Genomic DNA, 23,587 nt, shown 5'->3' on the forward strand with positions numbered 1-23,587 from the left:
CATTGGAAGGAATACCGACAATTCCCTTATCTTTACAACATTAAAAAATTTGACTATGTATCCAGAGGAATTAGTAAAACCAATGCGACAGGATTTGGCCGTTGCCGGTTTTCAAGAATTATATAGCAGTGAAGCCGTGGAAGAGGCTTTGAAACAAGATGGCACCACCTTGGTGGTGGTAAACTCCGTTTGTGGCTGTGCCGCGGCCAATGCCAGACCGGCGGCCAAATTGAGCCTTCAAAACAGCAAGACCCCAAGCCATTTGGTAACGGTATTTGCAGGGGTGGACACCGAGGCGGTCAATACCGCAAGGGCACATATGGTTCCCTTTCCTCCATCATCGCCAAGTATGGCCCTATTTAAGGATGGGGAGTTGGTACACATGATCGAACGCCACCATATTGAAGGTCGTCCTGCGGAAGTAATCGCGGAAAACCTAATGGAGGCCTATAACGAGCACTGTTAGTCCATTGGTCAAAAATTAAGAATGCCAAAAAGCCACTCCATTGGGGTGGTTTTTTATTTTTGTCCTGATGAAGCTGATTGTGTATCCCCTCGCTGCCGCTCGCTCGTAACAAGTGGCAGTTATAAACAAAAACAATCCATAAGGTCATGGCTTTGATACCATGGCCTTATTATTTTGGCATGTGGGCATAAGTACTTCCCAGAATACCATATTGTCCCGACACCGATGAACTACGGTTTCTCGGTACTGGGCATCCCTAGGTTGTGGACTACGGTAACAAGAAAACGGTATTTTAAATACTTCTGATCTGGAACCTTATCCGATTGTGATAATGGTCCAACTATCTCCCTAAGCTCACGCTTGTTACATCAAGTTTTTAATTCAACTCCCGGCACTTGAAATTAGGGGTTACTAACTCTTGTCCCGTAAATGCACACTTCAACCAAAGCACTTTTTTCAGTGCGTATGATTTTGCCGCCGTTTTTGAACACAACGGGCTGCCACAATGGGAAGGCCGGGATTCTTGGAAGGGACGGTTGCCTAACTCCCTACGGAAACCACGGTTCCTCCTTTCCCCACTATCTGGATATGAGGGATAAAAATCCCTATAGGGGAAGTACTGTTGGCAACGGTGCATCCACCACTCTTCCAATGCGCGCCTATGGCAATTAATGATAAAGCGGGCATCGGCATCCACGCCTCGGATTTCAAGCGTACCCCAAAAGGCAACATCCATGCCCAGGCAATCAAGGTGAATCTTTCCTTACCCGGCCTTGATGACGTCTTTAAGGAAAGCTATGATTTAAAATCCCCGGAAGAAGTCCAAAACCATATCCAACAGCACGGGCATTTGCCCAATATTCCTTCTGCCCAAGAAGTGGAGGAAAATGGAATACAGTTGGGAGAGATGAATAAGCTCTTACTGGAGAAGATTGCGGAACTCACCCTCTATACGATCCAACAACAAAAAGAGATTTACAATTATCAAAAAAATGTCGGACAGCTTGTAGAAAAACTAGAGGCACTACGGCAATAAATTAACAACCTAAATAATTAAGATTTTGAAACAGAAGTTACTTTTATTCACCTTACTGTCCCTGTTCCTCGGGAAATCTACATGGGCACGGGACAAATACGAAATTCAGTTCACCTATGACACCGCCGGCAACCAGACCTTGAGGGACAGGGTGTGCATCAATTGTGGTAGCTCAAAACAGGAAGTGGACACTACCGCAGTCGTCGAAGTGGATTTGGCAAAGGACATTTCCCAAAATACATTCGGGGAAAAGGAAATCGAGGAAGGCCAGGTTATGGCCTACCCCAACCCGGTTTCCGGTGTCCTGAACGTGGAATGGGTAGGGACGGAGAAAAGGGTCCCCCACATCCTTCTTTTCTCGGGGGAGGGCAGGCAACTCTACCGACGGGATATCAGATCCAATCAGGGTAGTCTCGACCTGAACATGGGCAACTACCCAGTTGGGATGTTCATCCTGTACATCCAATATCCCAACAATCCTTCTTCATGTCCCATTTTTAGACAACCTCGACACTTTTTTTAGGAGAATTTCTGTAAAGCATGAACCTTAAATGCAGAACAACATTTATATAAAAAACCAACTATATGAAAAAAACGCACAATGGCAATTACGGACATTCTTGCATAAGGACAAGTTGGGGCAAATTATACTTCCATGCTTAGCATGGAAATACTGGTCAAGGAGAATTGATTGCTGAATCTCCAAAGCAACAAGCAGAAATAGAATACCTAAAAACCAAGATCAAATGAAAAACATGATTGTCCTATTACTTGTAATGTGGGTATTTGAACTCAATGCCCAGACAAGCATTTATATTAAAGGAACAGGAAGGAATCATAACGCTTCAAGAGTAGTGAAAATGGGAAGTAACTATTTGGTGAACGGTTCAGGAAGAGGACTTTGCCTTACCATAATCGATGCTTCAACACACCAGCATGTTTCATCCATAGCTTATGATACTTATGGTAACTCTTCTGCCTCAAATAATCTGGCCTCGGCATTGAACAATCTGAAACGGTCACAAATAGGGATATTGACCTCGTATGACGCTTGGGAAAACAGCGTGACCAGTTCTTTACAGGATGCAGCACGAAGACTGGGACTATACAAACTTGGTGGGGGCTGAGTTCAGGTTCTCGAAGGCCCTATGCAGCCATCTTTAGAGGGTCGGGAACATCGGTTGGGAACAGTATTCCCAACCATATAGCGTATGAAGTGATGCAATCCAGGGATTCCAATGCTGAGAGAGCGGTCATTGCAACTTGGTTGATTGAAGATGCCTTTGTCGGGAACAACTTGAGCAATGCACCTGTAAGCGGTGATGGAGAAGATGTCGGCGCCTCACTTTTGGTAAATCATGTTGGCAATGTAGGGATTGGCACTACTGCTCCCGACTCCAGACTCACCGTAAAGGGCAACATCCATGCCGAGGAGGTAAAGGTAGATCTTTCCGTTCCTGGGCCGGATTACGTGTTCAAGGAAGGTTATGCGCTGAGGAGTTTAGAGGAGGTACAAAACTATATCAAAGAAAATGGGCATTTGCCCAATATCCCTTCCGCCAAGGAGATGGAAGCGAATGGTATCCAATTAGGTGGGATGAATATGAAGCTATTGGAAAAGGTTGAGGAGTTGACACTTTACACTTTGGAGCAGGAAAGAAAAATTTTGAAGCAAGAAAGGAAACTCCAACAAAAAGATATCAGAATCAGGGAAATCGAGGAAAAGTACACTTTACAGGAAAAACGCCTTCAAAAAATCGAGAAACTATTAAAGAGTAAATAGATGAAAAAAGTTCTAATGTTAATTGCCTTATTCACCATCATTTTTAGCCATGGACAAGTCCACGAAACCCCCAACGGCGGTGTGGGGATAGGCACTTCTGCCCCAAGTTCCAAACTCGATATTGAACAGAACCTTAATGGTTCTACCTTTGTTGAAATCACCAATACCAGCACGGGCAACTCCGCAAGAAGGGGCATCACTGCTGGTAACGGAACACCTGGTCATTCTGCCTTTATCCTTTCCACCTCTGCAAATTACAATACTGTTCCTACATGGGTCAATTCAGGGGTTGTGGGTACGGATAGTCAATTATTGAACGGCTTGGTACTAAGAACAGCGTCAGGTAAGATTCGTTTCCAACCCAATGGGACCAGCGACAAGATCGTTTTTACGGAGAATGGCAGTATAGGGATCGGTACCAATAATCCCAGTGCCACCCTGGAGATCAACAAAAATTTTAACGGTTCTGCGGCCACTTATATTTTGAATCAAAGTGATTCCCCTAAATCAAGGGCCATTCTTCTTGTTGGGGAAAAGCCCTTTGGTGGTAACTATGGCTATCTGGCGCACTTTAATGCGAATTATGAGGGAAATTGGGGAGACTATACCTATGGAAATTCGACCTGGTTGTCCGCTGGTGATGTCAATGGATTGAATATCATAGCTGGCAACTCCCAGGGGAAAATTGTTTTTGGTACAGGTCCAAGTGAGAAAATGCGGTTGACCGCAAATGGTAATTTGGGTATCGGCACCACCAATCCAGGTTCCTACAAATTGGCGGTAAACGGTAATATACACGCAAAGGAGGTCAAAGTGGACTTGACCGGTTGGCCTGATTACGTCTTTAAGGAAGGTTATGATCTTCCCACACTTTCAGCAGTGGAACAGCATATCCAGGAAAAAGGGCATTTGATTAATATTCCCTCGGCTGCCGAGGTTGAAGAAAACGGCATCCTATTGGGGGAGATGAACAAGCTGTTGTTGGAGAAGATCGAGGAGTTAACGCTTTATGTTCTTGATTTGGAAAAGGAGAATAAGAAGCTAAAAAAAGAAATCTCCCAAATGCAAAACTTAGAAAAACGACTGCGAAAAGTGGAGGTTTCAATTGAAAAAATCAACTTATGAAGAAGACAAGATTAGTGATAGCATTGTCCGTAATTGTGGCAATTTCTGTTAAGGCCCAAAATCCAACCATATACACAGCAGAAAAAACGGATAACACGCCCGCTTCACTCAACTTGAAAAATCCCGTTGGATTCTGGCATTTGAGCGGTCCAAGGTCTTATGAAAACAACAACAATTTTTCCGTTTTCTGGAATAACGGAACCTATTATAGATATATGACCATACTGGATAATGGCAATGTGGGCATAGGTACGACTACGCCTAGAACCAAATTGCAAGTGTTGGGTCCTTCAGAAACCCAGTCAAGTTTTATTAGTGTCTTTGGAAACCTTTCTTCCAGTGATTTGATCACTTCAAATACCTACAGGTCTTTTTCCGGTTCTACCTACACGGACGGAAACCCCACATTTATTAGTAGGTATTTTTCTTATCGGTCCACTCACGGCGGGTACCTAAACTATGATAATCGAGGATATGGGTTTTATAGTCAAGGCGGTTACCCTAGAATGTTTATGGAAGTCGTATCGGGAAATCATGGAGGCCTAAATGGCCTTCCATCTGATTCGCCAATAAAATCTGGGTATCTCTACCAACAGATAAAGGGCCCATCTGGAGATGGAGTAAGTGCGCCAGTTAAAGCAACCAATAGCAATTCCCAATGGCTTTGGGGAGTAAATAGTAGCGGAAACATTGTTGTTGCGGGAAAAGTAGAATCCCGTGAGGTCAAAGTTACGGTCAACGCTGGAGCTGACTATGTATTTCATAAGAACTACGAATTAAAATCCTTGGAAGAAGTCCAAGACCATATCAAAGAACACGGGCATTTGCCCAATATCCCCTCAGCCAGGGAAATGGAGGCCAACGGTATAGATCTGGGCAAAATGGACATGAAGCTTTTGGAGAAGATTGAGGAGTTGACTCTATATACTTTGGAACAGGAAAAAGAAATTCAAAAACTAAAGGCTCAAAATTCCAAAATAGAACTATTGGAGAAAGAAAATAAAAAGATGGTCGAGTTAGGAAACCGTCTCCACAAAATAGAACAACTTTTAAGCCAAGAACGATGAACAGACTAAAAATATTAATGGGAATAGCTTTTCTGTCATTTTTAACCACAAACGCCCAAGTTACAAATACATTTCCAGATAATGGAAATGTGGGCATCGGTACTACATCACCAGATTCCAAGCTGACAGTCAAAGGTAATGTCAATATCGGGGGTGATGGCAATTACCGTTTAAAAGTACGACATATAGATGGTAAGAGTCACCTAAATGCAAATTTGGCAGATTTACATTTGAATTGGAACAACGGCAAAAGAGTCTTAGTTGGTTGGGGTTCCACAAACCCATCCTCCGATTTACTGGTTAGTGGTAGACTAGGGATTGGTACTATTTCCCCTTCCCACCATATTGATGTTGTAAACGAGCATCAGCCAACAGAATCTTTTCTCAGGTTCAGGGTGAAGGATGCACTGTCCGATTACTTTACTGTTTATAATGCGACGGGTGCATCAGGTCAATTCATACCAGTTTTAAAGGGGCATCATGTAACAGACAACAGGTCGTCATTGTACGTCATGGGCTCAACTATGGATTCCAATGACAACGGAAGTACCGCATTGGTCGCCTTTGATGCAAGAAGGTTGAATGGACCAATTCAAACTAGGCCATTATTTGTCTGGACCAGCTATACTACAAAGATGATGACCATGCTTGCCAATGGCAATTTGGGTATAGGTACAACCAATCCAGGTTCATACAAACTTGCCGTTAAGGGCAAAATACGTGCAGAAGAAATTAAGGTCGAGACCGGCTGGGCCGATTATGTATTTGAAGAGGAGTATGACCTACCCACTTTAGAGGAAGTGGAGCGGCATATCAAAGAAACAGGCCACCTCATCAACATCCCATCCGCAAGGGAGGTGGAGGAAAAAGGTATCCAACTAGGGGAGATGAACAAGCTGTTGTTGGAGAAGATTGAAGAGTTGACACTATATACCCTACAACAGCAAAAAGAAATAAAGACCCAAAAAGAAAAAAACAAAAGCCTGGAAGCCCGCCTGCAAAAGCTGGAAAAATTATGGGTCATGGTAAATGAAAACAACAACAAATGATATGCCCAAAACACCAATGGATCTTATGAACAAACTCACACTCCCTATCGCTATTCTGGCATTATTGGCCAGCGCAGCCACATTTTTTTATTCCCAACCCAACGAGCAGTTGGTGTATGTGGACATTAACAAATTGGTGGAAGGCTATGCGCGTACCAAGGTAGAAAGGGCGGCTTTTGAGAAAAAGGCCGGTACGCTCAAGGCCAATGTGGACAGTCTGGTGGTCAATTGGCAGGACGAATTAAAAACGTACGAAAAAGAGCGTTCCTCCATGTCAAAAAAAGAATTGGAACTAAAACAGGAGTTGTTGCAAAACAAACAGCAGCAAATCAACAATTACCAGCAGGCCATTCAAAAACAGATACAGGAAGAAGACCAAAAAATGACACAGACCGTCATTAACGATATCAATGACTATGTCAGGGATTACGGAAAGAAAAAGGGCTATCGCATCATTTTTGGGGCAGGTGGCAGCGGAAACATCATGTATGCCGAAGATACCTCGGATCTGACCCAGACCGTTTTGGATGGACTCAACGCTCAATACCAGGGAAAATAATGAAAAACTGCAATTGCAAGTACCTGGTTTTGATGCTGTTGGGTATTCTGGCATCTTGCCATCAAAAACAGTTTGACTCGGAAAAAGAGTTCTGGGCATATGTAAAAAATCCCGAGAACGGTTATTACCACGAAAAAACAATGGGTCATGTAACGTATGCCTTGACCTATCGCCCTACCGATATTTTGGTCAAGCAAGCATTGGGAGATCAATACACCAAACGGACCATTGACAGTCTCAGAAAAAAATATGGGGACTATTTCTATTTCAATTTAAGTATGAGTGCCCATGGCCAAGAACTGTTGAATACCCAGGTGGGTGACAGAAATGCTTTTGGGGCCATGGTCAATCAACTGGCCTTTGGTATGGGACAAAAACTAAACCTTATCACCCAGGCACAGGATACGATACCTCTTTTGGATTATATCTATCCAAGAATGTACGGTATGGGGCGAAGCACGGATATGTTATTGGTCTACAAGTTTGACCAAGAATATATGAGTCAAGAATACTTGAGATTGACCATTGAAGACCTTGGTTTTGGTACCGGTGAGGTTGCACTAAAGATCGACACGGAAAAGATCAAGAATGAACCAAAACTAAAATTTTGAAAATGAAGACACCTATTATGGCCCTTTCGGTTTCCTTCCTTTTTATGGCGCTTTGCCTTGGACAAAAAACAAGGGCCGAGCTCCTGTTCAAGGACGGGGCACAATTGAAAGGCCTGGCAGAACTATCTCCATCAAAGACCATAAGGTTCAAGGAACACCCCATGGCAAAAAGACAGTGGTACACTTTTAATGAAGTAGACACACTGAAACTATATTATGATATTGAGCCTACCATTTATGTCAACTTACAGGTAAAGAATAAAATCCTACCAAAGTTCTTGGAAATAGCACAAAAGGGAAAAAAAGTGGTGGCATACCACGAAACCTCGATTGGTTATATGGTACCTGCTGCCTTTCCCAATGGTGGTTTTGACGGTGTGACCAATACAGGGAGGTTTTATAAGGTGGGTAGTTCTTATTTAAGAAAGACAAATGAAAAAGAAGCCATTCATTTGGGTTCAAATCAGCTGTTCACAAAAAACTTTAAAAAGGCGGCCTCAAACTTTTTTGCCGACTGCCCGGAACTGGTCAACAAAATCCTTGACAAGGAATTTAAAAGAAAACACTTAGAAGAAATCATAGCATTCTATAACAACCAATGCGAATAAATCCCATACCCATGCAACAAATAAAAAAAACTAAACCAAAACACCGGATAATAGCGGTGTTCCTAACACTGAACTTTTTGGCAACGCTTTTGCCAGCCAATCTACTTTTTGCCAATACCAGTGGGCCTAAAGCCCCTGAAGCGTCCAGTTTTGAACCTGTGGATGCCACGGATATGGTAAATCTGGTCACAGGGGATTTTAGCTATGTGCTACCACTGCTTAATGTACCATCTCCTGAGGGAGGCTACCCCTTGGCCTTGTCCTACCATGCTGGAATAGGCTTAGATCAGGAAGCTTCTTGGGTGGGTCTGGGGTGGAACCTGAATCCAGGGGCAATTAACCGAAGCGTTTCCGGGGTTCCAGATGACTGGTATACTACTAAGAAGTATACCATGATGTACAATAATCTTGGAGTTTCAAAAAGTATATCGCTAGGTATTTCTACTTACGGCCAAGGACTTAGTTTTGCTACCTCTCTGAACTACAGCTCATTTAAAGCAACTGGAGGTGAATTTACCCACAATTTTGGAATAAGTGCCTCAGTAGGTTTATTTGATGCAAATACTTCAAAGGATAAAGGATTTTCTCCATCCATTGGGGGATATTTAGGAAGTAATGGGGTAGGCTTAAGCTCAGGCATAAGCTTCTTGGAAGATATTTCTTATCGAGCAAACATAGGTTTGTTTCAAAGTTTTAAAGGTGATGGCTTTAGTGCCAATTCCTATGTTGGCACATCAGGATTGGGAATTAGAACGGACTTAAGTTCTAAGCGTAATCTTTCATCATCAATACTACTTGGTAATTCAACTATCTCTTCTTCTAGTAATCTCACTACTTCCATACATTCTGATGCTTCAGGTTTTGCATTTAAATTCCCGCTTCCACCTCTTGGAATTCCTGCCACATTGGACTTTTCTTTTTACAAAAAAAATTATTGGGCTTTTGATGCAAGCTATTCCACTCATAATGGGGTATTGTATGCTGGTAAAATGGACGAATTGTTTAATAGTGTAATTGACTATTCCCTTACGGGAAACGATTCCTATGAACTCTCATATGAGTCCAATTCCGGTCAACAGGTAAGTCAAACCAATTTTTCATATTTATCATATGACAAATATGATGTCAACGCTCAAGGTATTGGAGGCACTATTTCTCCTAAAATTCTAGAAGAAGGAACACTGTTAATGCCCCGCAATACCTTTAGAACAAAAACAAGTTCAAGCGGTAGATATCACACTCCAAGTGGTGCTGCTTGGTATTTAAAACCCAGTCAAACCGTTAGAAACTTTTCCAAAAGTGTAGACCAAGGGAATTTACATTTCTATTTTGATAATGAATATTCTTCATATCTAAAAATACAATCGGGAGATTGGTGGGCTCCATCCAGCACAACCGATTATTCGGATGTTACTGAGTTTTTTACAATTGGAAAAACCTTTGAAGACGAAAGCACAATAAATGGATTGACTTACGATTCGTATAAAGAAGACAATGGGAGGTTAAGAAAAGGCCGATTTATAGAAACCTTTACAAATTTAGAGATAAAAGATTCTCCGCATGCCATAATTAAACCTATTGCCACAGGTTTTAATAGAAATGCTTCATGGATTCCTGAAAAGGGAATAGGAGCCTTTCGCATTACAGCACTTGATGGAAAGACCTACCATTATTCTTTACCTGTTTATCAAAAAGAACAGTTCAGTAGAGCATCCAACGTTGAAGATAATAGTGAAGAGAAATTTATAGAACAACAACAGTTTGCACCATATGCAACCCATTGGTTGTTAACTGCCGTTACGGGACAGGACTATGTGGACAATAATGGAAATGGTCAAGTGGACGAAAATGATTATGGTTATTGGGTAGCTTTCGAATATGGGAAGTGGAGTGATGGTTTCGCTTGGAAAACCCCATTTGAAGGTTATGAATCCAATGGAGTTACCAATTCGTATTCCTGGGGAGTCAAGGAAATCTTTTATTTGGATAAAGTAAAGACCAGGACCCATACCGCACTATTTATAAAAGAAATCAGGGATGATAGTAAGAGTTATTATACTAACGCAAGCCCTTCTACAAATCATTACCATATACCTTTTGAGCGTGGCGTCATAGTTGGAGATGATGGTAATTATTATTTCCAAGGCCCCCATTTGGACATTACCTACGGAGGAATAAATGGAACAAACTTTTGGAATTATTGGTCAGAATCTGATTATTGGACCTACACGGAATTAGCGCAACAAAATTCGCTGAGGCTTCAAAAAATAATCCTGTTAAAAAACGAAGATGCAAATGGTATAACAAAAAATAGTGCGAGTGACCCAAACCCTTTATTTGCTGGGAGATTGTTTTCAGAGGCTGAAATTGAAATTTTAGGGTTAACAGGAAGGATCACTTCCAAAAGGGAATATATTTCAGATGACCATACATGGTACGGGCAGTTCTACGGTAATATTTTGAACACTAGTGATATTCAACCTTCCTTGATTTCAAATACAATTAAGACCATCTATTTCAATTATGATGAAACGTATCCCTTGGCCAGGGAATCTTCAGGAAGTAAAGGAAAACTTACATTAAACTCCGTCAGATTTATTGGAAAACAGGGAGTGCAGGTCATACCACCCTATACTTTTGATTACCATTCCAAAACTACCCCTTACATAAAAGATGATATGGACAACTGGGGATATTTCAAAGATTATGCTATGAATTGGAGTTTGAACAAGATTATTACTCCATTGGGCAGTACCATAGATGTTGAATACGAGAATGATAGGTATTCAAATGAGTATGCAAAACCAACTACTTTTTTTGACAGTGGTTTACAGTTCAAATTTACTGGTACTCCCAGTGGTCCAAAAACGCTGTTGTTTAGGAATAACCCAGAAATAGATGAAAAGTACCAAATCAATTTTCGGGACTATTTCATTACAGACGAGTATACGGAAATAGATGTGCAATATGTACAGAATACCAGTAATAACGGAGATAGTGACTGGAGAGCGGATTTTGCGGTATTGTGTAAGGTAGATAGGGTTGTGGATAATGAAGTTGTTTTTGAATTACCCCAGACTTCAACTGCCCCGAGGGAGCGACTGAATGAGACATGCTATGAAAAAGATTGGGTGTATTTTGATAATGAATATGGCCATGTAAGAGATGAGACTGTCAATTGGTTTGCAGAGTTAAATGAAAATTCATGTGAACGACCTAAATCCGGAAATAGAAAAGCTAGGTACAAAATTTTTGCCCAAAAAGAACCTTTAAATACTTCAATAGGAGGTGGTATAAGGGTAAAGGAAGTTGCACTGCGCGCGCCTAATTCTCCGGTCACAAAAACAGTGTACAATTATATAGATTCCGAAACAGGTTTCGAATCAGGAGTTACATCTTATGCTCCTAGCAAAAAGGATAGGGTAATCCCCTATAGGCAAGAATTGCCTAGCCCTATGGTGATATATGAACATGTCAGTGTGGAGGAAAGGGATGCCGAAAATAAGCTTCATTCCAAAAGATTATATCATTTCAATACGCCAAAAACCATACAGGAAAGTACCAATGGTGCAATTGTTGAAAACGCTTTTGAAATAGTTAGTTTACAAGACGATATGTATTCTAACATTCCTGTAAATAATGAAGATTCAGATATGGGATTTTCAAGATTTAAGGTACTGGATTATTCTTCTGGTATCGGTAGATTAATCAGTCAAACTACTCAAAATTCTGAAAATCAGATTTTACAAAAGACGGTTAATTCTTACTTGCCGGCTAACCATGATTATGATCAAGGAATATTACAGGAAACATTTAATTCTTATAAGCGAATCAACAATAATCCACTTAAGAAAACTTATTTGATGACATCATCAACTAAAGTCAAGGTGCCCAATGTCCTTATCCAAAGCGATGTTTTTTTCAATGGAATTTCGAAGCGTGAGGTAAGGGAAAACTTCGATTTTTTGACCGGACAGGTAACCCAGACTTCAAGGTTACTCAGTGATGGAAATCTTCTTAAAACAAAAATAATTCCAGCTTACACCAACTATCCTCGAATGGGTAGTAAGGTAGAACTTCTCTCCAATAGCAATATGCTATCCCAAGAAGCAATGGTCATAACAGATTTACAAAAAGATGGGCAGTGGAATACCATAGCATCAAACATCCATACTTGGAAGCCAGAGGAATACCAGTTTACCACACTTATTGGGGAGTGGCCAAATGAAATTTCATTTGTGAAATTCAAAAATATATGGCGCAAGCACAAAACCTTTACTTGGGACGGTTCTGTCGATTCAGATGGTTTTTTCACCAATTATACGGGAATTGATGACGGTTTTGATTGGTCGACCCCGGATGCCGTACAGCCATCGCAATGGAAACAACTTTCTGAAATCACCCGCTACAATGACTTTTCGGTGCCTTTGGAAGTAATGGACATCAACCAAAACCATGCCTCCACAAAAATGGGGTATGGCAATACAAAGACACTGGCGGTCTGCAATGCAGGATATGAAGAGAGTTTCTATTCCGGGGCGGAGGATGATGACGGCCAGGGCAATTATGGAGGCAATATTGGCAAAGGATCGGCCCAGAACACTACGGATGCCCATACTGGGTACAACGCGCTCTTGATTGCTGCGGGACAGGATGCCTTTAACGTAAGGGTTACCCATAACGGTCCCAACGACAAGAAGTTCAGGATTTCCCTTTGGGCAAAAAAGGGAACCCACCAAAACACAAAGGTGGGCATAGGACCAACTGAATTGGATCATGTCAGTTCCGAGGAAGTCCATGCCGGTGATTGGGTACAATTGAATTATTATGCGAACATCCCCAGTAGCACTGATGTGGTTGTAACGGCCAATGGCGGTACGACCATTGTGGATGATTTCCGGTTGTACCCCGTTTCATCGTCCATGATCTCTTATGTCTATAATGAATGGGATGAGCTCACCCATATCATTGGCAATAACGGTCTAGCTACTAAATATGAATATGACGTTAATGGACGATTGATAAAAACTTATACCGAGGTAGCGGATTTTAATGGTGTTGGCTCAGGTGGTTTTAGAAAAGCTAGTGAAAACAGGTATTCTTATAAGTACAACTAAGAACTATAAACACAATTAAACCAATGAAAAAGTGTAACCTAAAGAAAGTAAGGACATACGTAAAGCTTCTATGTTTAATATGTTTATTCCTAAATAAGGAATATGTCAGTGGTATGGATACCGTAAATATAAGTCCTGCATATCCTAAAATAACCCATTCAAAACTTGATGAAAAAAAATCTAAGATAGATAACGATTCAATATCGGATAACTCTATGGCAGTACAACGCAATCAAACTAGCTATGTGCTGGATGCAAGCAGTAAATCCATATGTGGCAACAGAACAACCACGGTTTTCTTAAAAGGCTCATCTTTTGGAGTTACATATCAGCTCTTTAAAGGTGGAATACCAGTAGGAAGCCCAAAAGATGGTGATCTTCTGTATTTATATTGGGCAAATCAAGGTGCCGGACGATATTTTGTCAGGGGAAGTGACGGTATGGTCAGTAATACAATAGATATAACTATAAATAATAATGTAGGCAATATCTACATTCAACCCAGTACAACCCCAGTGAGAATTTGTGCGGGTGTGCCGGTTACTCTAACGGCAATGGGTGGAAGTGATCATATATGGAGTACGGGACAAAGGGGAACCAGCATAACAATAATACCTCAAAGTTCTTTACCCGGAACAAGTGTAACCTATTCTGTGAATGGTAAAGTTGGATGTGACGTTGTAAAAACTGCAAGCATTACTTTGGACGTAATATCACCTGTTGGAAATGTGTCCATCACTGGCGGAACAAATGGTTTCTGTAAGGGCAGTATAGCATTCTCAGACTTTAATGTAACCGCTAACAATGCCACAAGCTACGTTTGGAGCATTAGTCCATCAGCGGCAGGGAGTATAAATTCTGCTACGGGCAAAGTAACATGGAACAATGGTTTTCCCGCAGAAGGTGAAGCTAATGTAACAATTTCCGTATTGGCCAAGAATATATGTGATAGTGGTAAAACGGCGAGCAAAGCAGTAACGATAACATCGCCACATCAAATGCAAACAATAAGGGCTGTTGATACTGAAATATGTAGTAACAGGACAACGACTATTGTGCTAGATGATTCTACAAAAGATGTGAGCTATCAACTTTACAAAAACGGGATACCTATGGGTGATCCAAAAATTGGAGACCTTCTTAATTTGGCATGGCATGGTCAAAAAGAAGGAACCTATTATGTACGTGCAACAAGCCCCTGTGGCACATATGTCAGCAATCAGGAGACTGTATCCATAAAGCAAGTTGTTGGGCAAATCAGTATCCAGCTCAATACTTCCCCACTGAACATATGTCCAGGGGTCCCTGTTACCTTAACGGCATATGGTGGGGTAAATGAAAACTATACATGGAGTACGGGTGAGACCGGTTCAAGCATCACCATAATTCCGGAAAGACCAGTATTTCCAAATACTGGACTTAGCTATTCCGTTACAGGATATCTTGAGTGTGGAACCACTAAAACAAGAGAAATTGTTCTTGAAATCGCTCCTGATAATATCTGTAACCCAGTATGCACAAAAAAGTGGTACCCCGATTCTGATAGCGACGGCTTTGGAGATGTGTTTGCGGACCATTACTTAGGAGGATGTGATCCGCCAGATCACGATAGTAAAATTGTATGGGCAGACAATAATACAGATTTTTGTCCTCTTGAACCTGGAACACTTGCCAATAAAGGCTGCCCGTTGGGTACTGCACCGGAAAACTGGAACACCATCGAAACAACCGTATTTGATCTCAACACAGTGAAAAAGGGTGCTAACAAGAATTATTTTGATGGCTTGGGCAAATTGGTGCAATCACAAGGGTTGGATGCCAAGACCGGTAGAATATGGGCCTCAGAGATATTTTACGATAGTCAGGGAAGACCGGCTGTGGAGACACTTAGTGCCCCAACGGGTCGTACAAGTTTTTTGTACAAAGATAATTTTACATTGAACAGTAGTGGACAGCCCTTCACAACTAACGATTTTGACACAGGAAACCTAAATAACCCTTCAACCGTTTCGAACAATTCAAACACTTTAGGCTGGTATTATAGCAACAGCAACACAAACGATTTTTATCTTGGAAACAATTACCAAGACATTACGGATAGACCTTATTCCAGAATAATTTACAGTAATTTAATGCCGAATACACCATTAAAGGCGATAGGGGGCAACAAACCTGATACTAATGGGGACGGAAATATTGATAATGGTGACACTTGGCCTCAAAATTATACTTTCTCCATGCCCGCTACCGATGAACTTTCGCTGGGAGTAGCTTTTGGTGATGCCAATTACAAAACTATCCGCACCACAAAAACGGTGACCCGCGACGTGCATGGGGTAGAGAATGTAGTCTTTACCGATACCGATGGTAAAGTACTGGCTACAGCGCGTAGTGGCGAAGAAGGTGCTACATCGGCATACATGAATTTGTCCATCGGCGAACAGGGCTATGTAGATGTGCACATTCCCAATGGTATTACAGGCATGTCATCATCCAACAATAGTGCCTTGGAAGTCTATGATCTTATTGCGGATCAAAAGATATCGACAGCGTTGAGTGCACTTACGAATGGTTTTTATCGTATTGCGGTCGTCGATGCCGATAATTATGCCCCAAATACCATTTATGTGAGCTACAAGGTGAATTATTATGATTATAGCCTTAACAAATACGACGAAGTGGGTAGGCTGACCGATACTTACCAACCTTTGAATAAGCTACATTCAGAATATAAGTACAACACATTTGGGCAATTGATCTATTCCAAAAGCCCCGATGAAGGGGAAGCTTGGTTTAAATACAGGAACGATGGACAGATACGCTTTTCGCAGAACAGCAAGCAAAAAGCAGCGGGCGAATTCTCCTATACCCATTACGATACATACGGTAGACCTTTGGAAAGTGGGGTGTTTGTAGAAAATACCTCGTACAGTTTTGATCCAACAACAAACAATGCATTGGATGCTATCATTGATAACGTCTATACTTTGGATAATATACAGAACGATACCGATGACTTTCCCAATGCAGACTGTAGGGAGCAACAGTTTACCATATATGATATTGCGAACGATACCGCTGTGGCTGCCGCTTTGGGTTCACGTGCAACGGACTATCCTTCCCAGGACTTTGTGGCAGGCAATGTGGCCCATACATCAAATGGCCAAAATAAAACATGGTACAGCTATGATAGCTACGGTAGGGTAAAATGGCTGGTACAGGACATACAAGGTTTGGGAGCCAAAACAGTGGATTATGAATATGACCCTATTACCGGATTGGTCACTCGGGTAATTTACCAAAAAGGGGTAAGTGCTGAACAGTTCTTCCATAGGTATACCTATAATGCAACGGATCAGCTGATTAAGGTGGAGACTTCCGTAAATGGGAGCTCTTATACCCTCCAAGCCGAATACGATTACTATGAGACCGGGGCGCTCAGGCGAACCGAGTTGGCAGGAGGTGTCCAGGGAGTGGATTATGTCTACAACTTATCCGGACGGCTTAAGAGCATCAACCATCCCAGCCTACAGGCAGCACAAGATCCTGGAGGAGATGGCAATGATCTCTTCGGGATGATTATTGACTATCACAATTATGACTACTACCGACCCAGACGAAATATTAAAAGTGCCAGCTATGGGGATAATAGATATGAGGGGAATATCAAAGGAATTCGGTGGAATTCCACCTATAACCCAATAGCGGGCAAAGAGCATACCTATAGCTACCACTATAATAAAAACAACTGGCTGAGCAAGGCGGAATATGGGCATTTTACAGGAGATTATACAAGTATGCCCTCTATTTCCGGAGGGGAAGTTGGGGAGGCAGAACATGATCATATCACTTCAACGGACATCGTTTTGTCCGGAACCAACAAAACCTATGAAGCCAATGAGACAATAACCCTACGACCAGGCTTTCATGCAAGGTCGGGTAGTGTTGTATCCATAAGCATATCGGGAAAGCCCGCGGTTTACGATATAAACGCCGGAACGTACAGTCCGAACAGCAATGGCGATTATAAGGTGGATAACCTTACCTACGATGCCAATGGGAACATACAGAGCCTAGTGCGTAATAAAGACTCACAAAATGGGAGTAACAGTATGGATGACCTAACGTATATCTATGATGCGTCCAAGCCCAATCAATTACGGCAAGTCAAAGACAGTGCGGGTGATGTGGCGGGTGCAGATGACCTACCCAATCAAGGGACCAATAACTATGTCTACAATAGTATAGGACAACTGGTACGCAATGTATCCGAAAATATTGATTACTTTTATAACACCAGTGGATTGGTGACCGAGGTTCGGGAAAACAACCAACCCCTGGTGAAGTTCTTTTATAACGACCGTAACCATAGGGTGAAAAAGGAAAGCTATAGTAGCGGAAGCCTACAAAGCACTACCTATTATGTGCGGGATATAGCTGGGCAGGTATTGGCCATCTATAGCAATACCACCCTAGTTGAACAGCCCATTTATGGTAATGGGCGCATAGGGCTGTACAGAAAGGCGGACAATAGTACCACCTATCAATTGACCGACCATTTGGGTAATGTACGGGTCATTTTCCAAAAAAGTGGTAGCACCACCACCAATGAGGACTATAACGATTATTACCCCGGCGGGATGGCGATGCCAGGGCGGAACTCGGTGGATGCGAACAGCTACCGTTACGGTTACCAGGGGCAGTATGCCGAGACAGACCCGGAGACGGGAAAACCAGCTTTTGAACTTCGCCTTTATGATCCCCGTATCAATAGATGGTTGACCACAGACCCTTATAATCAATACTCCTCACCTTATATAGGTATGGGGAACGATTGGCCGAATGGAGTTGATCCTGATGGGGGATGGAAGACCAGATTAGGGGCATGGCTTTGGAAAACATTTAACGGTGGTGGACAAATTGTTGGAGAGAAAGGAAATTGGAGTGTAGCACAAACAGGAGCAGATGGTTGGGATACATTTATTACAAATGGCAGCTTTATTCCTCAAAATTTAAGAGATATTTCACCTGTTCCGGGTGCAGGTTTTTCCCTTTTTAATACTCAACAATCACAAGAAGTACCGGATAGGTTACCTATTTATATGCAAGCTGATTTGAACTTTCATGCTGGAGCAGGTGGTGGTGAAGTTAGATTTTTAGGTACTAGGCTAGGACTTAAGGGAGAACTAGGAAAAACCAAAATAGCATCTATTGGTGGTGCGGTCAATTTATGGACAGGAGAAACTGAAAATTTAACTTTCTTAGGAGCTAGAAAAGGAGATTCCACATTTGGCCTCTCAGGTTCAAGTTTTGTAGGTTTGGGAGGAGTCTATAATCTTGAAGACAATCAGTTGCAAGAAACAACTACCAGTTTACTTATTTTAAATCATATCGAAGAATATCATACCAACGGTGTGCATAAAGGCCTAATTAAAAGTAACAAGATTGAGTTTGGAGTTGGTTTTGATGCAAGTGCTATTTATGGAGTAGAAGGCAATCTCATATTTGGCTTCTATATTCCCGGAGTCACTGAATAAAATATTGATTTGTGGAAAAAAATATAGCCCGAAGATGTATTGCTTTTTATTTAGATTTAGTAGTGGTTTCAATTATTGCCTTGCTTTACCTATTCATATTTGATGACAAAGGCCCCTTTGATGATTCAACTAATTATACTTGGGATGTAGATAGAGTATGGTTTTTTCAATTAGGGGCATATTTAAATTATTTTTTCTTTTTTGAGTACTTTTTTGGTTATACAATTGGGAAAAGAGTTTTCAGGTTTGAAGCAATACCTCAAAAAAATGGTAAGAACATGGTTTTAAGAGTGGTTTTTAGAACTATCCTAAGATTGATACCGATTAATCCGTTTTCATATCTATTTGATAAAAGAAGACTGTTTTGGCATGAGTTATGGCCAAATATTTATACATTAAAAAAGGATGAAGAAAATTGATCAAATTGATGATTTGATTAAAAAGTAATTAGTCAATGTAACCAAAATAATTTAATAACATATACACTAAAAACAATAGCCATATAGTTCTCCAAATCCATTTGCCAAATTTGTTTTCTTCTATCCAATATTTAAACTCTTTAATAAATTGATCTATCATTTTCGCTATTTTGAGAAGGTCACGTTTTTTATATAGCCTTTAGTTTGGCAGCCTTTATAAGGTTGTCGATAAGGTAGAAGATATGCTGTTTGTCCTCTTCGGGCAAATGCTCTATGTCGTTGATGCGCTTCAAGACATCCTTGTCGTAAGAAGAAAGCTCTCCCTCGCCAATAAGATAATTGACCGAGGCATCGAATACCCTTGCGATTTTCAAAAGGATGTCCACCGAAGGGGTGTTCTCGTTACGCTCGTAGTTGCCAATCATTACCCTTGATGAACCTATTTTTTTTCAGTTCCTCCTGCGACCAGTTTTTTGCCTTGCGCAACCCTATAATTTTATCTCCAATGTTCAACATATCTATCAAAAGAATAGCGTTAAATGCTGTTTAATGCAAATATAGCCACAAGATTTTATCATAAGATTAATATGTTTGTGAAAATGAAATGAATCTTATACATTTGCCATAGCTGTTTACCAGCTCCGCAGTAGTTATACTGCTGCGGCAAGCAATACAAGCGTAAGCAATAAAATTATTTATGGGAAAGCCACGGTCTTAGAGCCGTGGCTTTCTTATTTGGTGTCTGTCCCGCTACTGCCCGTTTATAACCGGTGGTATACTAATGAGCACTTAGAATATTGATTATCTTTACAACACCAGTGGACTGGTAACCGAGGTAAGGAAAAATAACCAACCCTTGGTGAAGTTCTTTTACACGTTGGAGCAAAAAAGGCCCTGTGGGCCTTTGGAGCGACAAGCGCGGCGGTGCGCTGGCGAAACCATAGGGTCAAGAAGGAAAGCTATAGTAGCGGAAGCCTACAAAGCACTACCTATTATGTACGGGATATAGCAGAGCAAGTATTGGCCATCTATAGCAATACTACCCTAGTTGAACAGCCCATTTATGGTAGTGGGCGCTTAGGAATGTACAGAAGGGCGGACAATAGTACCACCTATCAGTTGACCGATCATTTGGGCAATGTACGAGTTGTGTTTACAAAAAAAGGGTTCAGTGGCATTCCCCAATTGGAGGGGTATACGGACTACTACCCTGGCGGGATGGCGATGCCCGGACGAAACCTACAGGACGCAAACCAGTATCGTTACGGCTATCAGGGGCAATATGCGGAAACAGACCCCGAGACGGGAAAACCTGCATTCGAGCTTAGGCTTTATGACCCAAGGATAAATAGGTGGCTCACTACCGACCCTTACGGGCAATATCACAGTCCTTATATGTCGATGGGGAACAACCCTATATTGAGAGTTGACCCTGACGGCGGTATGGACTGTCCCGACCCACCTTGTCAAAATGGCAACAGCATCACGGAAGGTTTTACATTAGCTGAAGTTACTGTAACTGGTACTGCAAAAACAAGTATAAATGTTCTTGATATAGCAAACTTTTTTGGTGGATTAAATGAAAATTTCAATCAAGGAATCCAAAACAGAATAGAGGATACTGCGAATTTTATCCAAAATGACCTGACCAGTGCAGATTATTGGGGCCCAACAATTTACAACTCAGGTATTGATTTTGCAAACGCGAATATTGCTGCCAGTCAGGCGGGTATGGATGTTTTCTCATTTTCTACATTGTCAACAATAAATACTGTCTCCAATATGTCGGCCAACGAACTTGCTTATGCAGCAGGATATAATTCTCCGGAAATAGCCTTAATGATTGGAACTTATGGATCTAGTAATATTAGTTTATTGCCTAGACTTTCTTTTGGAACATCAAGTAGTTCCGTAGCTTCGACAACAGCTTCCTATATGTTTAGGCACGGTCAGCGAAGACTTGTTTTGAGAGCATCAATTGGACAGTTTGCCCGCGGGACAGGTAGTGTTTTGACCGATAGACAGTATTTTCAGCTAAATGGATTGAACGGACTCGGTCAAGCTACTAGAACTACACCATTATTGGATAGCAGATTATCGCGTGTACCTGGATGGGCAAGATGGACGATAGGTGGAGGAACAGCAGGGGCTGTATTCTACGATAGGGTTATAAGAAGGTAAAATAATTATATTGAAATGAACTTTATCAAAAGTTTTTTTGGTCTTAGGGAAAAAGTAACAATGACACCTCATGAGTTCATTGAAAAATTTGTTTTTGACTCTAAAAGGAAACATGTTCAATTGGAACTTTACTATTCTAAAAAAGTTATTCTTCAACTTGAAAGTCTTAAGCACGTTCCTATTTGGACAGATTGGTGCAATGTTGGTCTAAAAGACTACAGGAATGGGTACGTATGTCACTTTTTTCTAAAGAAGAAGAACCTGTCCAAGAATAAATTCTATGACAATTACAAAGGGTCAAAGGATTTTTTGGACATGGTCGAGTATGAAGATGATGATTATGGGATAATAAATTTTGTACATTTTTTTAAAAAGGGCACTCGTCCGATAGACATAGGAAAGTACATGAGAAAAGTTATTGACAACGTCTATAAATTTCCAGAGGAGAACCCGCAAATAGGGTTTAACTTAAGGTATTTAAAAAGAAAGGAATAAGGTGCATCAACATGCGAATATCGCTCAAAAGAACAAGGAACCACGGGCCATTTTCCAAAAAAGTGGTAGCACTACCATCAATGAGGACTATAACGATTATTATCCCTTTGGGATGGTAATGCCAGGGCGGAACTCGGTGGATGCAAACAATTATAGATATGGGTATCAAGGGCAATATGCCGAGACCGACCCAGAAACGGGCAAGCCCGCATTCGAACTGCGTTTATGGGATAGCAGAATCGGAAGGTGGTTATCACCCGACCCCTATGGCCAGTTTCATTCGCCCTATCTTGGAATGGGGAACAATCCAATAGCATATACGGATCCAGATGGTGGCTGTATCAAAAACGGTGAGCCTTGTAATGCTTCGCGAACGGGTGAAAGAGTTGTAGGTGACGGCGGTGCCGTTTGGGAATGGGATGGAGACACATGGGGCTTACACGAATCTTATGCTATCCAGTTGGAAGGCGTCACAATGACACAAAATGGTGCGTATGGCTTTAGAGATTGGCAGAGTGACATGCAAGACTTTAGAGCTTTGCAATTCGAACAAATGGCGGCGCAACATCGAGCCGATCATGCAAGAGGAGTACGTGAATATAGTGAAGGAGCACTTACATTTATCCAAGTTGCCACTTTGCCGATAAGTATTGCCGAATTAGCCTTTGGCGGAGCCGCCCTTCTAGCAAATTCACGTAACGGAGCTCTTCTTGTTGACGATGCGACAACAGTGTTCACACATGGTGCAGACGATGTGTTATATACGCGATATCAAAATTTGGGCAACGCAGGAAGAAGTGTGTTTAACTTCGCTGATGAAGTTGGGTACGCTGCACATCAAATAAAGCCGAGTTCTATAACAGGCCCTGTATTAAATTTTGGAAAAGGAGCTGTAGATGCTACTTTTCATACGAGCCTAAATGCGGCACCAGTATTATACCAAGCACCTAGTGCGTTTAGAGTTTCTTTAGCGGCCAGCAATGCAATGTTTGCTCCTTATGCATATTATTTGCGGCATACCAGTAGTATTAAGAGATAATTAGATACATGATGATAAGCATCTTTAAAAAGAAATCAAAAACAATAGAAGAACATCTGAAGGATTCTGTACAGAAGCCCAAAGTGAATTTTCAAATAGATATAATTAGAAACAGTCTCGTGGAAATTCAAATAACCAGACAAAGGTTATTGAAAAAATTTGGTATAAATATCAACTCTCCAGAAGGTTTTTCTATCTCAATAACCTTTGACCAAAAAAATGAGGAAGATTATCAAAGGTTTTTAAAATCAGATTTATACAGTAAAAGTATCCACTTGGAAAAATTTGGAAAAGCATATTTTTTTCTATGTGAAAATTCTTTACAGGACGTTCTTGGTTTGTTGAACCAAATTCAAGTTAGTGTTTATGAATATACAAAGGATACTGCTTACAGTTATAGATACACTAAACACAAGTGAAAATAAATCCAATTGAAGGTTTAGAGAAGAAGCCACGGCAGTACTGTCGTGGTTTTTTTATTGCAGCATCTGCAGT

At 41.3% G+C, this 23,587-nt stretch carries 20 protein-coding genes; 19 read left to right on the top strand and 1 reads right to left on the bottom strand.

Annotated features, from left to right (window positions below):
* The first annotated feature begins 55 nt into the window (after positions 1-55).
* The 15 genes from L0P88_RS08730 to L0P88_RS08800 all read left to right on the top strand — a co-directional run bounded on the left by L0P88_RS08730 (position 56) and on the right by L0P88_RS08800 (position 19,377).
* A complete protein-coding gene (locus L0P88_RS08730; protein ID WP_247134210.1) occupies positions 56-466 on the top strand; it encodes a BrxA/BrxB family bacilliredoxin in 411 nt (136 codons plus the stop codon).
* Between the two features lie 429 nt (positions 467-895).
* Complete coding sequence (locus tag L0P88_RS08735; protein WP_247134211.1) at positions 896-1,138, top strand: hypothetical protein; 243 nt, start codon at positions 896-898, stop codon at positions 1,136-1,138.
* A complete protein-coding gene (locus tag L0P88_RS08740; RefSeq protein WP_247134212.1) occupies positions 1,128-1,502 on the top strand; it encodes a hypothetical protein in 375 nt (124 codons plus the stop codon). The genes L0P88_RS08735 and L0P88_RS08740 overlap by 11 nt, the downstream gene beginning before the upstream one ends.
* 25 nt (positions 1,503-1,527) lie before the next feature.
* Entirely contained in the window at positions 1,528-2,025 is a 498-nt protein-coding gene (locus tag L0P88_RS08745; protein WP_247134213.1) for a T9SS type A sorting domain-containing protein, read from the top strand.
* 223 nt (positions 2,026-2,248) lie between these two features.
* The gene (locus L0P88_RS08750; protein ID WP_247134214.1) at positions 2,249-2,629 is read left to right on the top strand and encodes an interleukin-like EMT inducer domain-containing protein; all 381 of its coding nucleotides are present in this window, start codon (positions 2,249-2,251) and stop codon (positions 2,627-2,629) included.
* Between the two features lie 89 nt (positions 2,630-2,718).
* On the top strand, positions 2,719-3,285 hold the full coding sequence (locus L0P88_RS08755; protein WP_409557714.1) for a hypothetical protein: 567 nt from the start codon (positions 2,719-2,721) through the stop codon (positions 3,283-3,285).
* On the top strand, positions 3,286-4,410 hold the full coding sequence (locus L0P88_RS08760) for a hypothetical protein (protein ID WP_247134215.1): 1,125 nt from the start codon (positions 3,286-3,288) through the stop codon (positions 4,408-4,410). It begins immediately after the preceding gene.
* The gene (locus L0P88_RS08765) at positions 4,407-5,477 is read left to right on the top strand and encodes a hypothetical protein (protein ID WP_247134216.1); all 1,071 of its coding nucleotides are present in this window, start codon (positions 4,407-4,409) and stop codon (positions 5,475-5,477) included. Before L0P88_RS08760 ends, L0P88_RS08765 begins: the two co-directional genes overlap by 4 nt.
* Positions 5,474-6,526 (top strand): hypothetical protein, encoded by a 1,053-nt coding sequence (locus L0P88_RS08770; protein WP_247134217.1) that lies wholly within the window; start codon positions 5,474-5,476, stop codon positions 6,524-6,526. Before L0P88_RS08765 ends, L0P88_RS08770 begins: the two co-directional genes overlap by 4 nt.
* 25 nt (positions 6,527-6,551) lie before the next feature.
* Positions 6,552-7,085 carry an OmpH family outer membrane protein gene (locus L0P88_RS08775; protein WP_247134218.1) on the top strand — a complete coding sequence of 178 codons (534 nt, stop codon included), beginning with the start codon at positions 6,552-6,554 and terminating at the stop codon, positions 7,083-7,085.
* A complete protein-coding gene (locus L0P88_RS08780) occupies positions 7,085-7,696 on the top strand; it encodes a hypothetical protein (RefSeq protein ID WP_247134219.1) in 612 nt (203 codons plus the stop codon). The genes L0P88_RS08775 and L0P88_RS08780 overlap by 1 nt, the downstream gene beginning before the upstream one ends.
* 2 nt (positions 7,697-7,698) lie before the next feature.
* On the top strand, positions 7,699-8,304 hold the full coding sequence (locus tag L0P88_RS08785; protein ID WP_247134220.1) for a hypothetical protein: 606 nt from the start codon (positions 7,699-7,701) through the stop codon (positions 8,302-8,304).
* Positions 8,305-8,315: 11 nt separating this feature from the next.
* Positions 8,316-13,421, top strand: coding sequence for an RHS repeat domain-containing protein (locus L0P88_RS08790; RefSeq protein ID WP_247134221.1), 5,106 nt, complete (start codon positions 8,316-8,318; stop codon positions 13,419-13,421).
* Between the two features lie 215 nt (positions 13,422-13,636).
* On the top strand, positions 13,637-18,958 hold the full coding sequence (locus L0P88_RS08795) for an RHS repeat domain-containing protein (RefSeq protein ID WP_247134222.1): 5,322 nt from the start codon (positions 13,637-13,639) through the stop codon (positions 18,956-18,958).
* Positions 18,959-18,969: 11 nt separating this feature from the next.
* Entirely contained in the window at positions 18,970-19,377 is a 408-nt protein-coding gene (locus L0P88_RS08800) for an RDD family protein (protein WP_247134223.1), read from the top strand.
* A gap of 188 nt (positions 19,378-19,565) precedes the next feature.
* Here the strand turns inward: L0P88_RS08800 and L0P88_RS08805 are convergent, their stop codons facing one another.
* Complete coding sequence (locus tag L0P88_RS08805) at positions 19,566-19,802, bottom strand: helix-turn-helix domain-containing protein (RefSeq protein WP_247134224.1); 237 nt, start codon at positions 19,800-19,802, stop codon at positions 19,566-19,568.
* A gap of 499 nt (positions 19,803-20,301) precedes the next feature.
* Here L0P88_RS08805 and L0P88_RS08810 point away from each other — a divergent pair, with 499 nt between their 5' ends.
* From L0P88_RS08810 to L0P88_RS08825, 4 genes are read left to right on the top strand one after another with little or no spacing between them, the layout of a single operon-like run.
* The gene (locus tag L0P88_RS08810) at positions 20,302-21,558 is read left to right on the top strand and encodes an RHS repeat-associated core domain-containing protein (RefSeq protein ID WP_247134225.1); all 1,257 of its coding nucleotides are present in this window, start codon (positions 20,302-20,304) and stop codon (positions 21,556-21,558) included.
* A 15-nt stretch (positions 21,559-21,573) separates the two neighbouring features.
* Positions 21,574-22,053 carry a hypothetical protein gene (locus L0P88_RS08815; RefSeq protein WP_247134226.1) on the top strand — a complete coding sequence of 160 codons (480 nt, stop codon included), beginning with the start codon at positions 21,574-21,576 and terminating at the stop codon, positions 22,051-22,053.
* Position 22,054: 1 nt separating this feature from the next.
* Positions 22,055-23,092, top strand: a complete 1,038-nt coding sequence (locus L0P88_RS08820; RefSeq protein WP_247134227.1) for an RHS repeat-associated core domain-containing protein — start codon at positions 22,055-22,057, stop codon at positions 23,090-23,092.
* Positions 23,093-23,100: 8 nt separating this feature from the next.
* The gene (locus tag L0P88_RS08825) at positions 23,101-23,511 is read left to right on the top strand and encodes a hypothetical protein (protein ID WP_247134228.1); all 411 of its coding nucleotides are present in this window, start codon (positions 23,101-23,103) and stop codon (positions 23,509-23,511) included.
* Positions 23,512-23,587 lie beyond the last annotated feature (76 nt).

The organism is Muricauda sp. SCSIO 64092 (assembly GCF_023016285.1).
In the GTDB taxonomy this organism is placed as follows: domain Bacteria; phylum Bacteroidota; class Bacteroidia; order Flavobacteriales; family Flavobacteriaceae; genus Croceivirga.